Consider the following 21,093-nt stretch of genomic DNA (forward strand, 5'->3'; position numbering starts at 1 on the left):
GTCAGCGCCTCCCTCGGGTCAGTGCCCGCGCGAACGCGATGGTGCTGAGGAAGCCCAGCAGCGCGGCGACGAGCACGATCTCGAACGCGGACGGTGTGGACAGCATCACGCCGAACAGCGCGAGCATGGCGATCACGCAGAACATCAGCAGGTCACCGGCGATGGCGCGTTCCGCGTCTGTAGGTCCCTTGACCATCCTGTAGACCGTGGCGACCGCTGCCAATCCCACGAGCGCGATGCCGATGACGAGGCCGATCATGACGGGCCTCCCGTGCGACGCATGGCGGTGAGTAGGCGCCCCTCGAGGTCCCGCAGCTCCTCGCGGAGGTGGGAGGGATCGGGGGAGTACATGCCGTGGACGTAGATGGTGTGGTCGATCTCCGTGTCCGCAGGGGTGTCGTGCCCCACGGTCAGCGTGCCTGGCGTGAGCGTGATGCACGTGGACAGCAGCGTGATCTCCATGTCGGTGCGGCACCGCGAGTCGTAGCGTGCGATGCCAGGGGTCGAGGACTGCCCCGGGGTGACGGCGTCACGCAGCACCACGGCGTTGGTGCGCACCACGAGCCACGTGTACCACAGGAGGAAGACGACGATCCGGACGGGCCATGTCAACCAGCTCATGGGTTCGTCACCGCCTCGACGTATGCGGTGGTGTCGAGAAGGCCGTGAGCGGCCGTCTCCGATAGCCCGAGAAGCAGTTCGGCTCCCAGCCCCAGCCCGATGGTGAGCAGGGCGAGCGCCACCGCGGGCGCTCCGAGCGCGAAGCCGATGCGGGGCTTGGTTCCGGTGTCGAGCACGAGCGCGGTGCCGTCCCCGGGGGTCGAGCCCGCCACCGGAAGGTCCTTCTCCTCGTGAGTCTGCAACACCCGGTCCGGCGGCCTGCCCCAGAACACCCCGGACCAGATCTTGAGCATCGACATCAGCGTGATGATGCTCACCACGAGCATCGCAACCACGGCGACGATCTCACCCGCGTCGATCGACGCGAGGATCAGGCTCAGCTTCGCGACGAACCCTGAGAACGGCGGGATGCCGGCGAGAGAGAGCGCGGCGACGAAGAAGGCGGCCGCGATCCACGGTTCACGCTTGGTGATGCCCCACACGTGGCCGATGGTGCCGGTGCCGTAGCGTTCCTCGACTGCGCCGGTGGACAGGAACAGCGACGCCTTCACGATCATGTGGTGGAGCAGGTAGAAGATGCCCGCCGTCAGTCCGACGCCGGTGAACAGCGCGACTCCCATGAGGATGTAGCCGATCTGGCTCACCATGTGGAAGGCCAGAATCGACCGGGTGGTGGTCTCGCCCACGGCACCGAGCACGCCGATGACCATCGTCGCCGTGAACACGGCGACGCCGATCCACAGGAACCGGGCGTCGCCCTCGAACACCACCGCGTACAGCCGGTAGATCGCGTAGATCGCGACCTTGGTGTGGAGCCCCGAGAACAGCGCGGTGATCGCGGGCGAGGTCGCAGGGTAGGAACGTGCGAGCCAGCCGTGCACGGGCACGACGGCGGCCTTGATGCTGAGCGCGAAGAGGCAGATCGCCATCGCGATCGCCACCGTGTCGTCCTCCGCCGCGAGGCCCGCGAGCTCGGCCAGGTTCACCGTCCCGGCCGCGCCGTACACGAACCCGACTCCGGCGAGGAAGATCGTCGACGTCAGCAGGTTGACCGTCACGTACAGCCGCGCGCCGGCGATCTGCCTCAGCGGTGCCGAGCCTGGCGCCGCCAGCACGAAGAGGCCGTACGACGGCAGCAGCATCACCTCGATGAACACGAAGAGGTTGAACAGATCCGCCGTCAGCAGGGCGCCGCTCACCCCCGCCACGAGGACCAGCAGAAGCGGTGCGAAGTGGGGAGACGATGCGCGGCCGGAGGCCATCGCGAACGCGACGCAGGTGATGGTCAGGATCAGCGTCACCGTCAGCATGAGCGCGGCGAACATGTCCGCCACGAACGGGATGGCGATGCCGAAGGGCCACAAGGCGACGGCATCGGCCATCGCGCCGCCGTCGCGGAACGCGACGACCAGCGTGATCGCTCCCGCGAGGGCGAGGCCGAGCACGGCGTACACCGTGATCCACTGAAGCCGGGTGCGGCCGCCCAGCATCGTGAGCACACCCGCCATCACCAGCGGAATCGCGACGAACAGGGGGAGCATGGCGCCCGTCATGACTGTGCCTCCACGTCGTCCTCGGTCTCGACCGTGGTGTCGTCGTCCTGGTCTCGCCCGGTGACCGCCAGTACGAGCATCAGGATGGTGATCGAGAACGCGATGACGATGGCGGTCAGCACGAAGGCCTGCGGCAGCGGGTCCGCGACCGTCGACAGGTCATCGGGGGTGCCGAACGGGGCGTCGCGTCGCGAGGCCCCGCCTGCGGCCATGATGATCAGGTTCACGGCGTGAGCAAGGAGGATGAAGCCGAGCACGATGCGCAGCATCTCGCGCTTGAGCATCAGATAGACGCCGCCCATCACGAGCAGGCCGGCGGTGATCGCGAGAGTCATGTGCGGGCCTCCTCGTGAGCCGGGGAAGACGGCGGTGCGTCGAGGGTCGTGTCGTCGTCTCCTTCGTCCCTCGCGTCGAATCCGCCGTCCTGGGCCCGCTCATGCGGCCGAGGCAGGCCCAACAGGTTGAAGGCAGCGAGAACGACGCCGACCACCGCGAGGTAGACGCCGACATCGAAGACCAGAGCCGTCGTGAGGTGAATGTCGAACACGTAGAAGTGCAGGGGGGTGAGGAACGACCCCTCGACGAAGCCGAGGAGGCCGGTGCCGGTGCCGACGACGACTCCCGCGCCGATGAGGGCGAGGTAGGGCCAGCGGATGCGCTTCACGTCGTCCGTGGGGGACATGAGGTAGATGAGGGCGAAGCCGGCGCCACCCACCAGGGCGGCGATGAAGCCGCCTCCTGGCTCCTGGTGGCCGCGGAGCAGCAAGAAGATGGAGAGCACCACGATGAGCGGACCCACGAGCTTGGCCAAGGTGCGCGTGAAGACCGAGTTGTCGAGCGCATCGGCGAGCGGAGAGTGCGTATCGATGTCGATGCGCCGTGCGGACGCCGGTGGGCGCGATCGCAGCAGTGCCGCGATCACGACCCCCGCCACTCCGAGCACCGTGAGCTCACCCAGGGTGTCGAGCGCGCGGAAGTCGACGAGGATCGTATTGACCAGGTTTGCGCCGCCCGTCGCTTCCTCTGCCTCGGTGAGGTAGAACCGTGCCGCGTCGGACATGGGACGCCGCCCCGTGAGCGCAAGGACACCGACGGTGGTCGCCAGGCCTGCAACGACGGCGATCGCGAGTGACGGCAGGGTGCGCATCACCGAGGTGCGCACGAAGGTGACGGGCAGTCGACGCAGCAGCAGCACCATCACGGTCACCGTGAGGATCTCGACCAGAAGCTGAGTGAGCGCGACGTCGGCGGCGCCCAGCGACAGGAACCACAGCGTCATCGCGAAGCCGACCACTCCGACGACGACCACCGCGCCCACGCGGGTCGAGATGGTCATCGCCGCGATCACCCCGGCGGCAAGGAGCGCGACGAGCACCCAGTCGAGCGGACGCGAGGTCTCGCCGACGACCGCTGGCAGACCTGAGATGCCAATGGTGCCGGCGACGCCGATCGCGATGGTGACGAGCACCGGAATGGTCAGGTGCAGGCGCGGCGCCAAGGTTCCGGACCACCCGCCGACGATGCCGCCGAGGCGAATGATTCCCGCCTGCGTGCCCTCGACGACGTCGAGAGCGGAGAACGGCAGACGGTACTTCAGCAGCACCGGCTGGACTTGTCTGCGCGCGAGCACCAGCAGCACACCCGTGGTGATGACCACCGCGGAGATCAGCAACGGCAGGTTGAAGCCGTGCCACAGCGACAGGTGAGTCTCGACGTCGGTGCCGGAGGCGGCAGTCGCGCCCGCCGAGATCAGGGGGTCCAGGAGGAACGGCGCGAGACCGAGGGCAAGGCCGGCGATCGCGCACAGGCTCGGGGCGATCCATATGGCGGGCCGCACCTCCGTCACCTCCCGGCCGTTCGGGTCGTGCCCGCGAGCGCCCATCACCATGCGCGCCGAATACGCGAACGTGAGCGCCGATGCGATGGCGGCGGCCGTGGTGATCGCCACGGGGCCCCACGGCGTCGAGGGCGCGTCCACGAACGCCGTGAACATGGACTCCTTGCTGATGAACCCCAAGAGCGGCGGCAGCCCAGCCATCGACGCCGCCGAGATCGTGATCGCACCGAGCGTCACCGGCATGCGGATGCGCATGTGGGTCAGCGCGCGGATGTCTCGCGTGCCCGCGCGGTGGTCGATCACCCCGACGAACAGGAACAGCGCGGACTTGAACAGCGCGTGAGCGACAGTGTGAATGGTCGCGGCCTTGATCGCCTCAGGAGTGCCGACGCCGATCATCGCCACCAGCAGGCCCAGCTGGCTGATGGTCGAGTACGCGAGCAGTTCCTTCAGGTCATAGCGCCTGAGCGCGGCGACTGCTCCCAACAGCGCGGTGATGAGGCCCGCCGTGATGAGCATCGTGTTCCACACAAAGGCCTCGGAGAACGCGGGGGAGAAGCGCAGCAGCAGGTAGATGCCCGCCTTCACCATCGCCGCGGCGTGGAGGTACGCGCTGACGGGGGTGATCGCGACCATCGAGTCCGGCAGCCAGGCCTGGAACGGGAACTGGGCGGACTTGGTGAACGCCGCGACTGCGACCAGCACGATCACGGTGATCGTGACGCTCGAGCTCTCCTGCCAGACCGGGTCCGCGATGATCGCGGTGATCTGGGTGGTGCCGGTGACGACGGCCATGGTGGTCACGGCGCCCAGCAGGGCCAGCCCTCCCATCGCAGTCACCAGCAGGGTGCGCACCGCGGGCTTGCGGGCCTGCGGCCCCGAGCGCGCGATCAGCAGGAAGGAGCACAGCGTGGTGAGTTCCCACGACAGGAACAGCAGCACCACGTCGTCCGCGAGCACGAGCATGGTCATGGCCGCCGCGAAGCCGGTCATGAGGGTGAAGTACCTGGTGTGCTTCCCCACGGCGAAGTACCGAGAGCTGTACGTCAGGACGACCGCGCCGATCAGCAGCACCAGCATCATGAACGTGAGCGACAGCCCGTCGAGCCTCAGATCGAACCCGATGCCGAGGGTGGGCATCCACGGCACGGTTTGAGTGCCGGAACCGAGGTAGGCGAGACCCGCGGCGGCCGCGACCAGGGGGATCGACAGGATCCAGCCGGCGCTGCGGCCGAGCAGCCGCGTCACCAAGGGGGCCAGGACACACGTGGCGACGACGGTCGCTACACACGCGAGGAGCAAAAAACCACCTGGGTCCGGTCACTGGGGCTCGGGGTGCTGGCGCGGTGCCTGTCACGGCCTCGGGCGAGCAATCGCATGGACGGGGGCAAGAACAGGGCCCGAGGGGCGAGGCCACTGGACCTGACTTCGGGTGTCATTCTACCGGAAGGGCATCTGCACCCCGCCCGGCTACGAGGGTCGGGCGCAGGGACCGGCTACGCCTGCGCGGTGACCCTCTCCACGAGCGACAGGAGCTCGTCCGCGGTCACGTTGGCGCCGAAGGCGGGGGTGCCGGGCTCGAGGCTGCGCCCGGCCGCCAGGCCGCCGATGGCCACCGGGTCGAACCCCAGCGAATCGACCAGGGCGCTCGCTGAGTCGACGGCCCTCGCGTCGTCTCCCGCAATCGCGATGGCACGCCTCTCCTCGGATCCGGTGGGCAGCCCGCCTTCGTCGACGTCGTGGTACCCCATGTGGTTGAAGCCCTTGACGACCTTGGCGCCCTCCAGGTGCTCCGCGACGATCTCGCTCGTGGAGGCTGACGGGGACGCGAGGTCCTCGCGTGCTCCGTCCACCTCCCACCAGTAGTTCATGGCGTCGACCACGACGGTGCCGCGCAGCGACTCGGCGTCGAGCGTGCGGTGCTTGCCCAGCGGAAGCGCCAGGACGACGATGTCGGATTCCCGGGCGACCGCATCGGCCGTCGTGGCCTCCGCGCCGGGAGACAGGACCTCCAGCGTGAGCGAGATCCGAGACGGGTCGCCCGAGCTGGCGACGAGCACGCGGTGGCCGGCCTCGACGGCCAGCCGAGCGAGGACCGTCCCCAGCTTGCCGGCGCCCAGTATTCCGACGGTGCGGCTTCCGACGGTGCGGGTCTCGGTCATGACTGCGTCCCCTCGGCGAGGAGCTCGCGCACGCGCGGGATGACCTCGGTGCCGTACAGCTCGACGGCACGCATGCGCTGGCTCGCGGGCATCGCGCCGCCGCCGGTGTAGACCAGGTCGAAGCGGCCCACGTCGAGGGCGCCGATCGAGGCGGCCATCTTCTTGGCGACCGTCTCGGGCGAGCCCACGTAGAGGGAGCCGCTGGTGATCTCGTTGTCGTACGAGGAGCGGGCCATGGGCGGCCAGCCGCGCTCGGACCCGATCCGGTCCATCATCGCCTTGTAGCCCGGGAAGTAGGCCTCGCGGGCCTCCTCGTCGGTCTCGGCGATGAAGCCGTGGCTGTGCATGCCCACCGGGTGCGCCGTGGTGCCCAGCTGCTCGGTCGCGCGGCGGTACAGGTCCACGTAGGGCGCGAACCTCTCGGGCTGTCCGCCGATGATCGCGAGCATCAGCCGGAAGCCGTACTTCGCCGCGCGGATAACGGACTGCGGCGATCCGCCGACGCCGACCCACGTGGTGAGGTCGCCGGACTCTGTCTTGGGATAGACGTCCGCGTCGGTGAGCGCGGGACGGGTCTTGCCCTCCCAACTGACCGGCTTCTCCGTGAGCAGGCGCGAGAAGATCTCCACCTTCTCGTCGAACAGCAGTTCGTAGTCGGCCAGGTCGTAGCCGAACAGCGGGAAGGACTCGGTGAATGAGCCGCGGCCCAGGATGACCTCGGCGCGGCCGCCCGAGACCGCGTCGAGCGTCGCGAATCGCTGGAACACTCGCACGGGGTCGTCGGAACTCAGCACGGTGACGGCCGAGCCGAGGCTGACGTTCGAGGTGCGGGAGGCGATCGCGGCCAGCACCATCTCGGGGGAGGAGATGGCGAAGTCCTCCCGGTGGTGCTCGCCGAGCGCGACCGAGTCGATGCCGATCTGGTCAGCGAGTGCCGCCTCGTCGACCACCTGACGGATGGCGGCAGCGTGCGTCATCAGCGTGCCGTCGTCCGCCAGCGGGATGTCGCCGAACGTCTCGATGCCGAACTGAACTCGCGTCATGGCCTGCGCTCCTCGTGTTGATCAGTTGATTCTTCAACTAAGAGCGTACCGGGGGCGGGATTCATTCCCGGTCAGTCGGCGAGGGCCGCCTCGATATCGCCGACGATCGCCGCAGGCTCGGTCTGGGGGCCGTATCGCTTGATCACATGGCCGTCGCGCCCCACCAGGAACTTGGTGAAGTTCCACTTGACGGCGGAGCCCAGCGCACCACCGGCCTCGGACCGCAGCCACTGGTACACGGGGTGTGCACCGCGTCCATTCACGTCGATGGTCGCGAACATCGGGAAGGTCACGCCGTAGTTCTTCTGGCAGTAGTCGCTGATGCCTTGCGGCTCCGAGAGCTCCTGCTTGAACTGGTTGCTCGGAAAGCCGAGAACCGTGAAGCCCTCCGCTTGGAACTGCTGCTGAAGGGCCTCGAGGCCCTCGAACTGCGGGGCGAAGCCGCACTTCGACGCGGTGTTGACGACGAGCACGACGTCGCCCGCGAACTCGGAGAGGCTGCGCTCTTCGCCTGTGAGGGCGGTGGCGGAGAAGTCGGTCAGTGAGGGCATGGGGACATCGTGCCACTGCTGCGGTACGGGATAGTCTCGACGCATGCGTTATGCGGCGATCGGCGACAGCTTCACCGAGGGGGTCGGGGACCGGCTCGACGACGGCACGCTGCGGGGGTGGGCTGATCTCGTGGCCGCCGGGCTCGCGCAGTCGAGCGCCGAGCCGCTGTACTACTCGAACCTTGCGATCCGCGGCCGCCTGATCGCGCCGATCGTCGAGGACCAGCTCGAGGCCGCGCTGTCGCTCGACCCGCGGCCCACGCTGATGACCTTCAACGGCGGCGGCAACGACATGATGCGGCCGGGTTTCGGCGTCGAGCGCGTGATGGAGTACGCCACGCAGGTGGCCGATCGGTGCGTCGAGGAACGGGTGGCGCTGGTGATCCTCAGCGGGGGCGATCCTACCGAGCGACTGCCGCGCGGCTCCATGATCAAGCGCAGGGGCGACGAGTTCCTCGAGGCCGTGAAGGAGTTCGCGCTCGACCGGCCGGAGGTGACGTTCGTCGACAACTGGTCGGATCAGGAGCTGCGGCGCGCACCGTACTGGTCACCCGACCGGCTCCACCTGAACGCGCTGGGCCACAGCCGTGTGGCCGCCCGAGTGCTCACGGCGCTCGGCGTCCACACGGAGCTGCCCGAGGCCGGTGATGCACACGTTCCTGCCGCCGGCCCCGTCGCGGAGGCGCGCTACTACGCGACGTACGTGCTGCCGTGGCTCGCGCGGCGAGTCGCCCGCCGCTCCTCGGGAGACGGTCGCGAGCCCAAGTACGCGCACTGGTCGCGCATCGACCCGATCGCCGAGTGACGCGGTGGCGACTCCCGACTTCATCCTGAGCCTGCGCGAGAAAATCGGCAACGAACTCCTGTGGCTCCCCGGCGTGACCGCAGTCGTGCTGCGCGACGGTCCGGGTTCGCAGCGCCGAGTGCTGCTGGTGCGACGCGCCGACACTGGCGCGTGGACCCCCGTCACCGGGATCATCGACCCCGGGGAGCAGCCGGCGGTCGCCGGCGCTCGCGAGGTGCTCGAGGAGGCCGATGTGGTGGCCGAGCCTGAGGCGCTGGTGCGGGTGCACGCGCTCGAGCCTTTGCGATACGACAACGGCGATCTCTCCCAGTACCTGGACCTGACGTTCCGATTCCGCTACGTGAGCGGCGACCCGTACCCCGCTGACGGCGAGAACACCGAGGCCGCGTGGTTCGACCTGGACGCGCTGCCAGAGATGTCGGAGGACATGCGCGTGCGCGTGCGCGCCGCGGTCGAGGGTTCCGACGCCGCGACGTTCAGTTGGTGAGGCCGGCGCGGGCGCGGCCCCGCTAGTGAAGCGGGACCGGCGCGCCCGCGCCGTCGGGCTCGCCGGCCGCCACTGCATCGGCCGGAGTGCCCGTGGCGATCTGACCCTCAGCTGACTCGGGGCGCCTGATCAGCGTGGCGAGCCCGATGCCGAGCGTCGCGAGGATCGCGCCCACCATGAATGCCGCGCGAATGCCGGCTGCCTCGGCGGGGACCGAGCCGACCCCCGCATCGGCCTCGCTCAAGGCGACGGCCGTCATCGTCGAGACGAACAGCGCGGTGCCGATGGCCGCGGCCACCTGCTGCATGGTCGAGACGGTCGCCGACCCGTGCGAATACAGGCGGCGGGGCAGGGCCCCGAGGCTCGCGGAGAACAGCGGCGTGAAGACGAGCGCGAGCCCGACGCTGAGAGTGACGTGGCTGGCGAGCAGCACCCACCAGTGAGTCGCGGCGTCCAGCGAGAGCGCCATCGCCCACAGGGCCGTGGCGATTAGCACGGTGCCCGGCAGCAGCAGCGGGCGAGGGCCGATGCGGTCGTAGGCGCGGCCGATCAAGGGCGCCAGGAGTCCCATGGTGAGACCGCCGGGAAGGAGCAGCAGGCCGCTGGAGAGGACGCTCAGCCCGAGCACGTTCTGCATGAACAGCGGCAGCAGGATGATCGTGCCGAACATAGCGATCATGCTCACTACGAACATGGCGGTGGCGACGGAGAAGGTGCGGACGGCGAACACGCGCAGGTCGAGCAGCGGGATGTCGCCGCGCTGCAGGACGATCTGCCGCCATACGAACACCGCGAGCACCGCCACTCCCAGCGCGATGGCCCCGAGGGCGCTGCCGAGGTCACCCTCGGCGGATTCGCCGATGAGGCTGAGGCCGAACACGAGGGAGCCGAAGCCGACGGCGGAGAGCCCGACCGACAGCACGTCGATTCGCGACCGGCGTGGCTCGTTGGTGCTGCGCATGCGCAGGATGCCGAATACCAGGACGGTGAGGGCGACTGGGAGCACGAAGACGAACAGGAACCGCCATGGCAGCACGGACAGGATGAGCCCGGAGATCGTGGGGCCGAGGGCGGGGGCGACCGAGATCACCACGCCGATGGTGCCCATGCGACGGCCGCGCTCGCGCTCGGGGACCAGGCTGATCACCGTGGTCATCAGCAGCGGCAGCATGACCGCGGTTCCACCTGCCTGGATGACGCGCGCCACGAGCAGCACCTCGAACCCGGGGGCCAGGGCCGCAAGCGTGGTGCCCGCCACGAACAGCGACATCGCACCGATGTACAGCGGCCGCGTGGGGTAGCGCTGGAGCAGGAATCCGGTGATGGGGATCACCACGGCCATGGTCAGCAGAAAGGCTGTGGTGAGCCACTGGGCGGCGATGGCCGTGATGCCGAGGTCACTCATGAGGTGCGGGATGGCGACGCCCATGACGGTCTCGTTCAGGATCACCGTGAATGCGGAGACGATGAGGACGCGCATCACCAGCTCATCGCGCCGCGACACCGACTGCGGGGCGCCGGTGATGGCGGGCGTGCTGGAGGATTCGGGCATGCGGGGACCGTTCTTGACTCGTGGAGCGGCGGCGCGGCGGGCGCCGACCACGTCCATTGTGGCACTGCGGCTGCGGGGCCGCGGCGGGCTGACGTCAGACGAGGCCAAGGTCCGTGAACGCGGCGACGAGACCGGCGTTCTCGGGGCCCTCGGCCACGACGTCTGCGAGGGAGAGAACGTCCGGGTGCCCGCCCGCGATTCCCACGGCGGTGCCGGCGTACTCGAGCATCTCGATGTCGTTCGGTCCGTCGCCCATCGCGACCACGTCCGCGGCGGTGATCCCCAGGCGGTCGACGACCGCGGCGATGCCCACGGCCTTGGTGACGTGGGCCAAGTACAGCTCGCCAGCCCCGCGTCCGAGGTCCTGGATCGAGGTCTCGACCGCGGCCACCTCGGGGCCGATAGCCGCGGCGACCTCGGAGAGATTCGCGTGGGCGGACAGCGTCACGGCCTTCGCGAAATCCAGCCCGTGCAGGGAGTCGACCACCCGGCGGGCGTCGCGCAGATCCTCCCACAGCGCGGCCTGTGCGGCCGGAGTGCCGGGTCGGTGCGCACGCTCCTCCATCGCGTCGCGAGTCGCCGGCAGGGCATACAAGGCCTGCGTGGATTCGAGCATCGCGACCGCTCCGTACTGCGCGAGGGCGTCGATGGAGCGCCGGGCGAGGGCGGCGGGGAACACCTCGTCGCGCAGCACCTCGCCGCCGATCTCCGCGTACGCCCCTGCCCCCGCGATCACGCCGTCGAAGCCCGCCTCGAGCAGGCGCGGTGACACCGCACAGCGGGCGCGGCCCGTGCACAGCAGCACGCGGTGACCGGCCGCACGGGCGCGACGCACCACGTCCACGTGTTCGGCGGGGACCACCCCATGTGACGCGTACGTGCCGTCGATGTCGAGGAAGATGGCGCGCGAGGACGATGCGGTGGGGGGCATCTGTCCAGCCTACCGAGCGCCGCCCTCGCCTCCTTGCGCGATCGCCTAGGGTACGGACGTGACCACCACTGCAGATCTGTCCTCGCTGGGAGTGATCGGCGCCGGTCGCATCGGCCGGGCGATCGCGGTACTGGGGCGCGCCGCCGGACTGGACGTCCGGGTCGCCGCGTCGCGACCGCCGGAGCAGATCCGCGCCGAGGTGGAGGCGGCTGTGCTGGGGGCTCAGGCGGTGTCGGTCGACGAGGCCGCGCGCGCCGACATCGTGGTGCTCGCGATCCCCATGGGCCGCTTTCGACAGCTCCCTGCGGAAGCTCTGCAGGGTGCACTGGTGGTCGACGCCATGAACTACTGGTGGGAGCTCGACGGCGCCCGCCCGGACCTCGACGACCCCACGACGTCGACCTCGGAGATCGTCCAGGCCCACTTCGCGGGCTCCCGGGTCGTGAAGGCCCTCGGGCACGTGAGCGGGTATGCGCTCGAGGAGCTCGCGCGCCCGGCGGGGGACCCCGATCGGCTCGGCATGGCGATCGCCGGCGATGACGCTGGAGATGTCGCGGCGGTCGGCGCTCTCGTCGACGCGCTGGGATTCGATCCGGTGGTGGCCGGGGCGCTCGCCGAGGGAGTGCGTTTCGAGCCTGGTACGGAGCTGTTTGGGGCCGATGCGGGGGCTGGGGAGGCGCGTGAGATGCTCGCCCGGTTCTGGCAGTCTCAGCGAGGGCGAGTGGTGTCGCGGGCTCGCGGCGGCTCTCGTCCTTGACCTCCGTCTGACTTTCCTCATCCCTTGACAGGGGTCTGCCGGGGGGCTAGCGTCCCGTCTGTGTGAACGATAACATTTCGGTGGTGCGGACGCGGTTGAAGCGTCGCAGCAGCTGTCACCTGACGTTTGAACTCAATGAGGAGTGGAACATGGACGGTCGCGTCTCGAGGAAAGTGGTGGCGGCTATCGCCAGCATCAGCGTGTTGGGAACGGCGGCCGTCACGGCCGTCGGCTCCGCGGCCGCAGCCGATGCCCCGGACAGCGGGCTGATCGCGGAGTACGTCTTCGACGAGACGTCCGGAACCGCGGTGCCCAACACCGCCGCAGGGTCAGCCTTCGGTGACGCGACCGTCGAGCGGGGACAGGACTCCGACTGGACCGGGACCTCGCTCACGCTGCGTGGCGGCTCGAAGACAGGCTCCGGTGACTACGTGCGCCTGCCGGACGACATGCTGACGTCTGCCGAGTCGGCGACCGTGTCGATCGAGGTCAAGCCGTCCGCGACATCGCTCGGCGGCTTCCACTTCCTGTGGAACTTCGGCGCGCAGGATGACCAGACCGACTACTTCTTCGGCTCGGTCAACGAGTCCAACAACCGGTCCACGCTGGTGGGCATCATGAACGAGGACAGCGAGACCCTGGTGCAGTCGGGTGAGAGCCTGACGGCGGACGAGTGGGTCAATGTCACCTCGGTCGTCGACGGCGCCGCCGGCACCGCGTCCGTCTACATCAACGGTCAGCTCGCCCAGACCGGGCCGATGCCGCACACGCCTTCCGACATCGCGGACCAGTCGTTCTCCGCCATCGGGTACCCGGCATGGCCGGACCCGCTGTTCCAGGGAGAGGTCGCCGCGTTCCGGGTCTACGACCGCGTGCTCGACGCCACCGAGGTCGCCGCAGTCTCCGCCGAGGACGCGTCGATTCACGCGGCGGAGTTCGCCGCGCAGGCGCAAGGGGTCCTCGACGATCTCAACCTGCAGGACCTCACCACGGCCGACCACATCGACCTGCCCACGGCCGACGGCCGGGTGACCTGGACCACGAGCGACTCCTCCGTCGTGACAGCGGACGGCACGGTGTCGCAGCCCACACAGGGGCAGCCGAATGCCACGGCCGAGCTGACGGCGTCCGTGAGCGTCCGCGGCCAGGAGGCCAGCCAGACCATCACGGTCACGGTCGAGCCCTCGGACGAGACCCCCGCGGAGCGCCTCGCGCGCCTGGCGGCCCGCTGGGTGGTGCCTTCCGTGGTCGCCTCCGGCGCGGAGCTGCCGGCGGCGCCCGATGGCGTCACCGCTTCCAGCGTGGAGGCCGCAGGCGCGGGCATCAGCCTCGTCGACGGCGCCATTGTGTCCTCTGCGGCCGAGCCGACTGTCGCCACGGTCACTGCGGTCCTCGCAGACGATTCCTCTTCGGAGACGGTCACTCGTGAGTTCACGGTGACGGTGCTGCCCGCCGACGGTTCGCGTGATCTGCTCGCGTATCACCGCAACCCCACCAATGACGCCGAGGCGAACAACGCCGACGCCGCGCTGAGCATGCACCTCGCGCTTGAGGAAGCGTCCGGTTGGTCGCCGCTGTTCGACAACTACGGCATCTTCTTCCCCAAGACTTCTCAGACCCCTGCCTCGGGCGGCACGACCTCCGGGATCATCCGGTCTCTCATCGACCCCCACGTCTTCTACCTCGAGGACGGCAGGTACGGGATCGTCGCCACCCGGGTCGCGCGCAACGGGGGCTCCGACGGCACGGGGGACAGCAGCGTGCTGTTCGCGACCTCCGACGACCTGCTGTCGTATGAGGAGGTCGGACTGATCGATCTGGGCGTCACGAGCGGCGTCAACAACGCCGCAGCCATCTACGACTCCGCCTCGGACCGCTATGTGCTGACGTGGATGTCCGACACTGGTGCGTCGCTGTACACGTCCTTCGCGAGCCTCGACCCGGTCGCGGACCAAGGCCCCATCGAACGCGGCATCGTGCCGATCCTGGGCGACGACGCCTCCGGAGCCGGAGTGGCGAACTATGCGGGTGGCAACGCCTTGCCGGTCACCACCGAGGTGGCGGAGGCTCTCGAGGTGCGCTTCGAGCCGATCGTCAACACCGGCGCCTCGAACCTCCATGACATCGAGCTCGCGGCGGGAGACCCGTTCAGCGAGGGAGATCTGCCCAGCATGATCGATCTCGACTACAACGACGGGTCGACGGCCGACTTGGGGATCACCTGGGACGCGGCGGACATCGCGGCCGTCGACACCTCGGTGCCGGGCGAGTACGTGATCGAGGGAACCGTGCGCCAGCCGGACTACCAGGCCCCGTTCGCCGTCGAGCGCGCCGATCCGACCGCGTTCAAGTTCGACTACAACGGCGAGAACAAGTACCTCATGATCGCCACCAAGGACCTCAACCTCGACCCGGTGAACAACGGCGGTCAGCCCACCGGCCTGCCGCTGCGCATGGCGGACTCGATCGCGGGCCTGTCAGATGAGGCCTTGGCCGCGGGCGAGGTTGAGGAGGTCGACATCCTGTCGAGGGGCACCCTGGACGCCTACGGCAACTCGATGTGGGGCTGCTTCTGGGCTCCCGAGATGCACATGGTCGACGGCAAGCTGTCGATCTTCTTCATGCCCTGCTACAGCTCGGACATCTTCACGGGTCGCGCCAGCATCATCCAGCTGGAGCAGGACGGCGAGGGAAACCACCTCGACCCCACCGACCCCGCCAACTGGAGCGAGGCGACGTACGTCACGCGTGCCGACGGCCAGCCCCTCAACACGCAGACGGGCATCTCGCTCGACATGACCTACTGGGAGGACCAGGGCACCCACTACTACTCGTGGCAGATGCTGGGGGCGAACTTCATCGCGACCTTCGACCCCGCGGACCCGTACACGCTGACCTCGACCCCGGTGCGGATCGTGCCGTCCGAGTACGCGTGGGACAACACCATCGCGGAGGGTCCGAACGTCCACATCAAGGACGGCACCGTGTACATGCTGTACTCGGGCTCGCTGGTGGGCAACACCTACACCAACGGTCTGGTGATGGCGCCGTCCGGCGCGGACCTCACGGACCCGTCCGTGTGGACGAAGCTCAACTACCCCATCCTCAAGTCCGAGCCCTTCGAGGACGACTGGCTGCTCGGCCCCGGGCACGGCATGTGGTCCGAGGATGACGACGGCAACCTGCTGTACGTCTTCCACGCCCGCACCGATGCCGGCGGCACCGGACGCGACATGTACATCCGTCGCGTGCACTGGGCCTCCGACGGCATCCCGCGCCTCAATCTCGAGCGAGAAGAGGAGCTGCTGCCTTCGCTGCGGAACGTCTCGATCACCGTGACGGTGGCTGAGGAGGCCACTGTGGTCGAGTTCGTCGATGTGGCGGGCTCGGAGCACGCGGCCGGGATCGCCTGGCTCGCTGCCGAGGGGATCTCGACAGGTTGGGAGACCGAGACGGGCACCGAGTTCCGTCCGTTCGCCTCGATCACCCGTGATGCGATGGCGGCGTTCCTGTATCGCTATGCCGGTTCGCCGGACGTCACGCTCCCCGCGCAGTCTCCGTTCGTGGATGCGGACCCGTCGCTGGAGCACTACGAGGCGATCGTGTGGCTGGCGCAGGAGGGCATCTCCACTGGGTGGATGGTGAGCGGCGAACAGGAGTTCCGTCCCTTCGAGCCGATCACCCGTGACGCGATGGCGGCGTTCCTCTACCGCATGGCGGACGAGCCCGCGGGGAACGACCCCGTTGAGTCTCCGTTCTTGGACATCACGACTCGGAACACGGAGTTCTACACGGAGATCACGTGGCTTGAGGGCGCGGGCGTCACCGAGGGCTGGGCCGTTGACGGGGGATACGAGTTCCGTCCGTTCAACGAGACCACCCGCGACGCGATGGCCACGTTCCTCTACCGGTTCGACCAGCTCGACAGCCAGTAGCGACCGTTTGCGGAGGCCGTGGCGCGGCGCCCGAAGGGGTGGCGCCACGGCCGTCGCCGACGGGCCGGATCAACTCCGTTCACGAGCGCGAGCTGAGCGGGACGGTGACGGGTGCGGCTCAGTTGGTCCGGCCGCCCGGTTGTCGAGCCCGATGAGGATGGGCAGGGGCGCCGCGTCGTCACGTCCCGGTGGCGCGTCGGCGGCGAGGCGTGAGGCGAACCTCGGGCATGGGAGGAGCCGGCACGCGGGTGTCGTCGTGGCCGACCACGTGGCCGAACCGCGACTCCCGGGCTTCCCACGCGCGGCGCGCCTCCGCGACCTCGTCGTGGCTGCGTCCCACGAAGTTCCACCACATCACCAGGTCGTCGGGGAACGGCTCCCCACCGAGCAGGAAGATGCGCGCGCCGCTGGTCGTGCTGACGGTCGCCTCGGAGCGACGATTGCCCAGGTAGAGGATGTCTCCTTCGGTGACGTCGGGCAGAGCCGCCTCGTCGTCTCGGACCGTCATGTCGCCGTCGATCAGCGCGAGGCCGTGCTCCCACGCCTGCTCCAGCGGAAGGTGCACAGTCGCGCCCGCCGGGAGGCGCAGTTCTGCGCCGACGATCGGCGTGTGCGTGGTCGCGGGGGACGTCGTCCCGGCAAAGGTGCCCATCACGACTACCGCGACCGCATCGGGCGTGTTGCTGGAAATGGCGCCGGAAGGCGCCGCGAGCGTCACCTCGGGGAGGCTCGTGTGAGACTCGAACCCGTGATCTCCGTGGCGTGAGTGCTCCGGGAGCGCGACCCACAGTTGCAGCGCATCGAGGTCGATCGGCTCGTCGGTGATGGAGTACTCGGAGTGTGCGATGCCGCGGCCGCTCGTCATCAGGTTCAGTGCGCCCGGCCGCAGCACGATGTCGGAGCCGATCGAATCGCGGTGCCTGATCTCTCCCGTGAGCGGCCACGTGACGGTCTGGAGGCCGATGTGCGGGTGAGGCTCGACCCGCATCGTGGTGCGCTGCGGGCCGAACCGGTCGAGGAAGCACCACGCGCCGATGGTCGGCACCTCGCGCTGCGGCAACGACCGGCTCACGGTCATGCCGCGCAGTCCGCCCAACGGGACCTCGCGCGAGGGCAACACCTCGGCGCGTGGGCCGGGATCGAAGCCGACGCTCTGCTCGGGAGCGACGGGCTCGTCGCAGACGTCGTCGTGGGCGTCGGTGCGCGTCATGGCGTGGGCCTACTGGGGCGGCGCGACGGTCGCGCCCTCCACCTCGTGGCGGTCCAGGTACTTGGCGATGTACGAGCACACGGGCACGATGGTGAGCCCGCGCGACGCCGTGTCCGCGAGCGCCTGTCCCGCCAGGGTGCCTGCGACGCCGCCGCCGCGGTGCGTCTCGAACACCTCGGTGTGGGTGAAGGCCGCCCGGTCGCCGTCGATCTCGTACTCGGCGAAGCCGGCGAGGTCGCCGTCGACGTGCAGGTCGTAGCGTGACTCGTTCTCGTTGCGGGTGACGGTGGTCTCGGTCATGGCGCTCCTTGGGGTGGTCAGGGTGTCGCGGGCGTCAGCCCTTGGTCAGGTCGAACGGGTCATCGCCGTCGCGCAGCGTGCCGCCGGTGGCGAGGCGCATCAGGTCGGAGTCGAGGTCGATCCCCAGTTCGGTGCCGCCCGCAGAGCCGTATTGATGCTGGTACCGGCCCCACGAATCGTCGCGCACCGACCTGGCGAAGCCGGACTCCACCAGGATGGCGAGCTCTGTGGCGGCGCGGTCGATGCGCGTGCCGAGCGCCTTGTCCGTCCAATCCTCGGTGGAGGCGAACAGGCCGGTCGGCACCGGCAGCGCCCTGAGGTAGGCGAACAGCGCTCGCATCTCCTGGTCCACGACCAGGGCGTGGCGCGCGGTGCCAGCGGTGGCGGCCAGCACGACGGGCTTGCCGATCAGCAGATCGTTGTCGAGCACCTGGAAGAAGCTGGTGAACAGCCCCGAGGCGCCCGCCTTGTAGACGGGCGCGGCGGCGATGATGCCGTCGGCCGATCCCAGCGCCTCGACCGCGTGGGTGAACTTGGGGCCGAGCAGCTGCGAGGACAGCGCCTGCGGAAGCTCGGGGAGCAGCTCGCGGAGGTCGATGACGGTGATGGTGGCGTCGTGGCCCCGCGCCTGGAGGGTGGCGACGGCGCGCTGAGCCGTGCGGTCCGCCAGCAGCCGGGTCGAGGAGGGGTCAGAGACGCCTGCGCTGACGACCACGATCGAATAGGTCTCGTCGGTCACGATGCCTCCTTGGCGAGCTTGGTGGTGAGGGTCTCGAGCAGCCGCAGCTCCTCGTCGGTCAGGGCGGCGGTCATGGTGCGAGCGACGGCGTCGCCGTGCGTGAGGCCGATCTCTCTCTGCAGCGCACGGCCCGCGGTGGTCAGCGAGATGTGCGTGGCGCGCGCATCGCCCGGGTCCGCGCATCGGCTGAGCAGGTTGCGCTCGACCAGGCGCTCGACCAGGCGCGACAGCGCCGGCTGGCTGAGCAGCACGTGTCTGCCCAGGTCGCTGAGGCGCTGAGGGCTGTCGCACTTGGACAGCGTGTAGAGCACGTCGTACTCCCGCATCGACAGCCCGTGCCACACGTCCTCCGCGGCGAATCGGCGCATGAGGACGGAGTGCGCGGTGAGCGCGGACTCCCAGGCCTGGTTGGCGAGCGCCTTGCGAGACCGGGTCATGCGGCTCGTGTCGGCGACGGTCATCGTGCGCTCCTCACAGCGTCGGGTACGACGCGACCTCGGCGTCGGAGTCCTGATACGGCGAGCCGCCGGTGACGTTGTCGCCGCGGTTGGCGTTGGGCCGGGGCTGGCGTGGCTCGGCGTCTCCGTACTTGGCCTTGACGAGGCTCGCGTGCGTGGGCGCCTCGGCGGCCTCGGGGCTGCGCTTGGCCGCAAGCTCCTTGCGCAGCACGGGCACCACCTCGCCGCCGAGCAGTTCGAGCTGGTCGAGGACCATGCCGAGCGGCAGTCCCGCGTGGTCGACGAGGAACAGCTGGCGCTGGTAGTCGCCGAAGGCGTCGCGGAACGTCAGGGTCTTGTCGATGACCTCCTGTGGGGAGCCGACGCTGAGCGGCGTCATCTCCTCGAAGTCCTCCATGCGCGGCCCGTTTCCGTACACCGGCGCCTCGTTGAAGTAGGGGCGGAACTGGTCGTGAGCGTCCTGCGAGTTCTTGCCGATGAACGCCTGGCCACCGAGTCCGACGATCGCCTTGGACTGGCTGCCGTGGCCGTGCGCCTCGAAGCGACGACGGTAGAAGTCGATGAGCTTCTTGTAGTGGTCCTTGGGCCAGAAGATGTTGTTCGCGAAGTAGCCGTTGCCGTAGTACGCGGCCTGCTCGGCGATCTCGGGGGTGCGGATGGAGCCGTGCCACACGAACGGCGGGACGTCGTCGAGCGGGCGCGGCGTGGAGGTGAAGCCCTGGAGAGGCGATCGGAAGTTGCCCTCCCAGTCCACGACGTCCTCGCGCCACAACCGGTGCAGCAGGTTGTAGTTCTCGAGAGCGAGCGGCAGTCCCTGGCGGATGTCCTGGCCGAACCACGGATACACGGGTGCCGTGTTGCCGCGTCCGAGCATCAGGTCCATGCGGCCCTTGGACAGGTGCTGGAGCATCGCGTACTCCTCGGCGATGCGCACCGGGTCGTTGGTGGTGATCAGCGTGGTCGAGGTGGTGAGGATCAGGCGCTCGGTGAGCGCGGCGATGTGCGCGAGCAGCGTCGTGGGCGATGACGAGAAAAAGGGCGGGTTGTGGTGCTCGCCGATCGCGAAGACGTCGAGGCCGACCTCTTCGGCCTTGACGGCGATCTTCGTGATGGCCTCGATGCGCTCCGCCTCAGACGGCGTGTAGCCGCTGACGGGGTCGCGGGTGATGTCCGAGACGGACATGATGCCGAACTGCATGGTCTCCTCCTGGATGCCTGCGCGGGTTCGCGCCTGCGTCAATTATATGCGTTTGCATGTAACAACGCAGAAGAACGCCATCCATTCCCGTCCCGCCAACTCCTGTAGGAAGTTTCTGTTCACACCTCGCTGTCTGAGTGCGGCCTGTAGGAAAGTTCTGTGCACGGCGCGAGCGCCAGCACTGCCCGCGCTGCCTCAGCCAGTTCAACTCCGTACGCGCGGCCATGTCCCGCGGCGTGCACGGCGAGCGGATGCAGCTGATGCAGCGGCACCCGCGCCTGCCACCCTTCGCGCAGCGGAGAGACTTCCTGGTAGCCGGCCAGGATCGCATCGAGGTGCGGAGCCCCGAACAGCGCCAGCATCGCCAGGTCCGTCTCCGCGTGGCCGCCGTGAGCAGCAGAGTCGATCAGCGCCACGCCGTCGGGGGAGAAGAGGACGTTTCCCGACCACAGGTCACCGTGGATACGAGCCGGAGGAGCATCGTCGTCGAAAGTGTTATCAGCGACGACCGTGCACGCCTCGCGCACGACCGCGGCCTCGGACTCCCGCAGGTGGCCGGCACTCAGCGCGGGCTCGAGGTAAGGCAGCACCCTGCCGTGGGCGTAGAAGCGGCCCCACGAGGCGTCCGTCACGCGAGGCATCTCCCGGCGGCCGATGTACAGGGGCCCGTCCCAGCCATCGGGCGGCGCCCCGAAGGTCTGCGCCCCGGCCGCGTGCGTACGAGCGAGCGCGCGGCCAAAGCCCTTTGCCGCATCGGCCGTGGGGCGTGCTGGGGTGATGCGCTCGAGCTCAATGCGTCCGGCCGATGCGCCAATCACCTGTGCGATGCGCGCGCCGCCCGCATCGGCGAGCCACCGCAGGCCTGCGGCCTCGGCCTCGAAGAAGCCTTTGGGGGCATCGGCCCGTTCCTTCACGAAGGTGTCCATGAGTCCCCGCAACGCGACGAGTGTTCAG

Annotated in this window: 20 protein-coding genes; 4 read left to right on the forward strand and 16 right to left on the reverse strand. The window is 69.0% G+C overall.

The features are described from left to right. Position 1 precedes the first annotated feature (1 nt). The 8 genes from ACNI14_RS11290 to ACNI14_RS11325 form a co-directional block, all read right to left on the reverse strand. Entirely contained in the window at positions 2–259 is a 258-nt protein-coding gene (locus ACNI14_RS11290; RefSeq protein WP_420520143.1) for an MrpF/PhaF family protein, read from the reverse strand. Then, on the reverse strand, positions 256–621 hold the full coding sequence (locus tag ACNI14_RS11295) for a Na+/H+ antiporter subunit E (RefSeq protein ID WP_420520144.1): 366 nt from the start codon (positions 619–621) through the stop codon (positions 256–258). Before ACNI14_RS11295 ends, ACNI14_RS11290 begins: the two co-directional genes overlap by 4 nt. Continuing rightward, a complete protein-coding gene (locus ACNI14_RS11300; protein ID WP_420520145.1) occupies positions 618–2,174 on the reverse strand; it encodes a monovalent cation/H+ antiporter subunit D family protein in 1,557 nt (518 codons plus the stop codon). Before ACNI14_RS11300 ends, ACNI14_RS11295 begins: the two co-directional genes overlap by 4 nt. Next, positions 2,171–2,509 (reverse strand): sodium:proton antiporter, encoded by a 339-nt coding sequence (locus ACNI14_RS11305; RefSeq protein WP_420520146.1) that lies wholly within the window; start codon positions 2,507–2,509, stop codon positions 2,171–2,173. Before ACNI14_RS11305 ends, ACNI14_RS11300 begins: the two co-directional genes overlap by 4 nt. Further along, positions 2,506–5,259: a DUF4040 family protein gene (locus ACNI14_RS11310; protein WP_420520147.1), complete on the reverse strand. Its 2,754-nt coding sequence runs from the start codon at positions 5,257–5,259 to the stop codon at positions 2,506–2,508. Before ACNI14_RS11310 ends, ACNI14_RS11305 begins: the two co-directional genes overlap by 4 nt. A gap of 248 nt (positions 5,260–5,507) precedes the next feature. Beyond that, the gene (locus ACNI14_RS11315; protein ID WP_420520148.1) at positions 5,508–6,173 is read right to left on the reverse strand and encodes an NADPH-dependent F420 reductase; all 666 of its coding nucleotides are present in this window, start codon (positions 6,171–6,173) and stop codon (positions 5,508–5,510) included. Continuing rightward, entirely contained in the window at positions 6,170–7,216 is a 1,047-nt protein-coding gene (locus ACNI14_RS11320; protein ID WP_420520149.1) for an LLM class flavin-dependent oxidoreductase, read from the reverse strand. Before ACNI14_RS11320 ends, ACNI14_RS11315 begins: the two co-directional genes overlap by 4 nt. A gap of 71 nt (positions 7,217–7,287) precedes the next feature. After that, entirely contained in the window at positions 7,288–7,767 is a 480-nt protein-coding gene (locus ACNI14_RS11325) for a glutathione peroxidase (protein WP_420520150.1), read from the reverse strand. 43 nt (positions 7,768–7,810) lie between these two features. Here ACNI14_RS11325 and ACNI14_RS11330 point away from each other — a divergent pair, with 43 nt between their 5' ends. Next, positions 7,811–8,572, forward strand: coding sequence for an SGNH/GDSL hydrolase family protein (locus ACNI14_RS11330; protein ID WP_420520151.1), 762 nt, complete (start codon positions 7,811–7,813; stop codon positions 8,570–8,572). Positions 8,573–8,576: 4 nt separating this feature from the next. Further along, a complete protein-coding gene (locus tag ACNI14_RS11335) occupies positions 8,577–9,059 on the forward strand; it encodes an NUDIX hydrolase (protein ID WP_420520152.1) in 483 nt (160 codons plus the stop codon). A 22-nt stretch (positions 9,060–9,081) separates the two neighbouring features. On the opposite strand, the gene ACNI14_RS11340 is transcribed toward ACNI14_RS11335, so the two are convergent. Beyond that, entirely contained in the window at positions 9,082–10,611 is a 1,530-nt protein-coding gene (locus ACNI14_RS11340; RefSeq protein WP_420520153.1) for a DHA2 family efflux MFS transporter permease subunit, read from the reverse strand. 94 nt (positions 10,612–10,705) lie between these two features. Then, positions 10,706–11,542, reverse strand: coding sequence for an HAD-IIB family hydrolase (locus tag ACNI14_RS11345; RefSeq protein ID WP_420520154.1), 837 nt, complete (start codon positions 11,540–11,542; stop codon positions 10,706–10,708). Between the two features lie 58 nt (positions 11,543–11,600). Between ACNI14_RS11345 and ACNI14_RS11350 the strand changes: the two genes are divergently transcribed. Further along, complete coding sequence (locus ACNI14_RS11350) at positions 11,601–12,299, forward strand: NADPH-dependent F420 reductase (protein ID WP_420520155.1); 699 nt, start codon at positions 11,601–11,603, stop codon at positions 12,297–12,299. 149 nt (positions 12,300–12,448) lie between these two features. Continuing rightward, the gene (locus ACNI14_RS11355) at positions 12,449–16,234 is read left to right on the forward strand and encodes a LamG-like jellyroll fold domain-containing protein (protein ID WP_420520156.1); all 3,786 of its coding nucleotides are present in this window, start codon (positions 12,449–12,451) and stop codon (positions 16,232–16,234) included. 178 nt (positions 16,235–16,412) lie between these two features. On the opposite strand, the gene ACNI14_RS11360 is transcribed toward ACNI14_RS11355, so the two are convergent. The 6 genes from ACNI14_RS11360 to ACNI14_RS11385 all read right to left on the reverse strand — a co-directional run bounded on the left by ACNI14_RS11360 (position 16,413) and on the right by ACNI14_RS11385 (position 21,065). Next, entirely contained in the window at positions 16,413–17,444 is a 1,032-nt protein-coding gene (locus tag ACNI14_RS11360) for a pirin family protein (RefSeq protein ID WP_420520157.1), read from the reverse strand. Between the two features lie 9 nt (positions 17,445–17,453). Further along, a complete protein-coding gene (locus tag ACNI14_RS11365; RefSeq protein ID WP_420520158.1) occupies positions 17,454–17,744 on the reverse strand; it encodes a GNAT family N-acetyltransferase in 291 nt (96 codons plus the stop codon). Positions 17,745–17,778: 34 nt separating this feature from the next. Then, a complete protein-coding gene (locus ACNI14_RS11370; RefSeq protein WP_420520159.1) occupies positions 17,779–18,483 on the reverse strand; it encodes a CE1759 family FMN reductase in 705 nt (234 codons plus the stop codon). Continuing rightward, positions 18,480–18,944 carry a MarR family winged helix-turn-helix transcriptional regulator gene (locus ACNI14_RS11375; RefSeq protein ID WP_420520160.1) on the reverse strand — a complete coding sequence of 155 codons (465 nt, stop codon included), beginning with the start codon at positions 18,942–18,944 and terminating at the stop codon, positions 18,480–18,482. The genes ACNI14_RS11370 and ACNI14_RS11375 overlap by 4 nt, the downstream gene beginning before the upstream one ends. A gap of 10 nt (positions 18,945–18,954) precedes the next feature. Continuing rightward, positions 18,955–20,139 carry an LLM class flavin-dependent oxidoreductase gene (locus tag ACNI14_RS11380; protein WP_420520337.1) on the reverse strand — a complete coding sequence of 395 codons (1,185 nt, stop codon included), beginning with the start codon at positions 20,137–20,139 and terminating at the stop codon, positions 18,955–18,957. A gap of 119 nt (positions 20,140–20,258) precedes the next feature. Next, the gene (locus ACNI14_RS11385) at positions 20,259–21,065 is read right to left on the reverse strand and encodes a fructosamine kinase family protein (RefSeq protein WP_420520161.1); all 807 of its coding nucleotides are present in this window, start codon (positions 21,063–21,065) and stop codon (positions 20,259–20,261) included. Positions 21,066–21,093: the final 28 nt, after the last annotated feature.

This window comes from Demequina pilifera (genome assembly GCF_048814985.1).
In the GTDB taxonomy this organism is placed as follows: domain Bacteria; phylum Actinomycetota; class Actinomycetes; order Actinomycetales; family Demequinaceae; genus Demequina.

What these genes read in the sequence shown, in the direction of transcription:
- ACNI14_RS11340 (WP_420520153.1), bottom strand. Translation starts at nt 10,611, where the DNA reads ATGCCCGAATCCTCCAGCACGCCCGCCATCACCGGCGCCCCGCAGTCG.
- ACNI14_RS11385 (WP_420520161.1), bottom strand. Translation starts at nt 21,065, where the DNA reads ATGGACACCTTCGTGAAGGAACGGGCCGATGCCCCCAAAGGCTTCTTC.
- ACNI14_RS11345 (WP_420520154.1), bottom strand. Translation starts at nt 11,542, where the DNA reads ATGCCCCCCACCGCATCGTCCTCGCGCGCCATCTTCCTCGACATCGAC.
- ACNI14_RS11305 (WP_420520146.1), bottom strand. Translation starts at nt 2,509, where the DNA reads ATGACTCTCGCGATCACCGCCGGCCTGCTCGTGATGGGCGGCGTCTAT.
- ACNI14_RS11375 (WP_420520160.1), bottom strand. Translation starts at nt 18,944, where the DNA reads ATGACCGTCGCCGACACGAGCCGCATGACCCGGTCTCGCAAGGCGCTC.
- ACNI14_RS11355 (WP_420520156.1), top strand. Translation starts at nt 12,449, where the DNA reads ATGGACGGTCGCGTCTCGAGGAAAGTGGTGGCGGCTATCGCCAGCATC.
- ACNI14_RS11315 (WP_420520148.1), bottom strand. Translation starts at nt 6,173, where the DNA reads ATGACCGAGACCCGCACCGTCGGAAGCCGCACCGTCGGAATACTGGGC.
- ACNI14_RS11325 (WP_420520150.1), bottom strand. Translation starts at nt 7,767, where the DNA reads ATGCCCTCACTGACCGACTTCTCCGCCACCGCCCTCACAGGCGAAGAG.
- ACNI14_RS11330 (WP_420520151.1), top strand. Translation starts at nt 7,811, where the DNA reads ATGCGTTATGCGGCGATCGGCGACAGCTTCACCGAGGGGGTCGGGGAC.
- ACNI14_RS11380 (WP_420520337.1), bottom strand. Translation starts at nt 20,139, where the DNA reads ATGCAGTTCGGCATCATGTCCGTCTCGGACATCACCCGCGACCCCGTC.
- ACNI14_RS11290 (WP_420520143.1), bottom strand. Translation starts at nt 259, where the DNA reads ATGATCGGCCTCGTCATCGGCATCGCGCTCGTGGGATTGGCAGCGGTC.
- ACNI14_RS11320 (WP_420520149.1), bottom strand. Translation starts at nt 7,216, where the DNA reads ATGACGCGAGTTCAGTTCGGCATCGAGACGTTCGGCGACATCCCGCTG.
- ACNI14_RS11360 (WP_420520157.1), bottom strand. Translation starts at nt 17,444, where the DNA reads ATGACGCGCACCGACGCCCACGACGACGTCTGCGACGAGCCCGTCGCT.
- ACNI14_RS11365 (WP_420520158.1), bottom strand. Translation starts at nt 17,744, where the DNA reads ATGACCGAGACCACCGTCACCCGCAACGAGAACGAGTCACGCTACGAC.
- ACNI14_RS11300 (WP_420520145.1), bottom strand. Translation starts at nt 2,174, where the DNA reads ATGACGGGCGCCATGCTCCCCCTGTTCGTCGCGATTCCGCTGGTGATG.
- ACNI14_RS11295 (WP_420520144.1), bottom strand. Translation starts at nt 621, where the DNA reads ATGAGCTGGTTGACATGGCCCGTCCGGATCGTCGTCTTCCTCCTGTGG.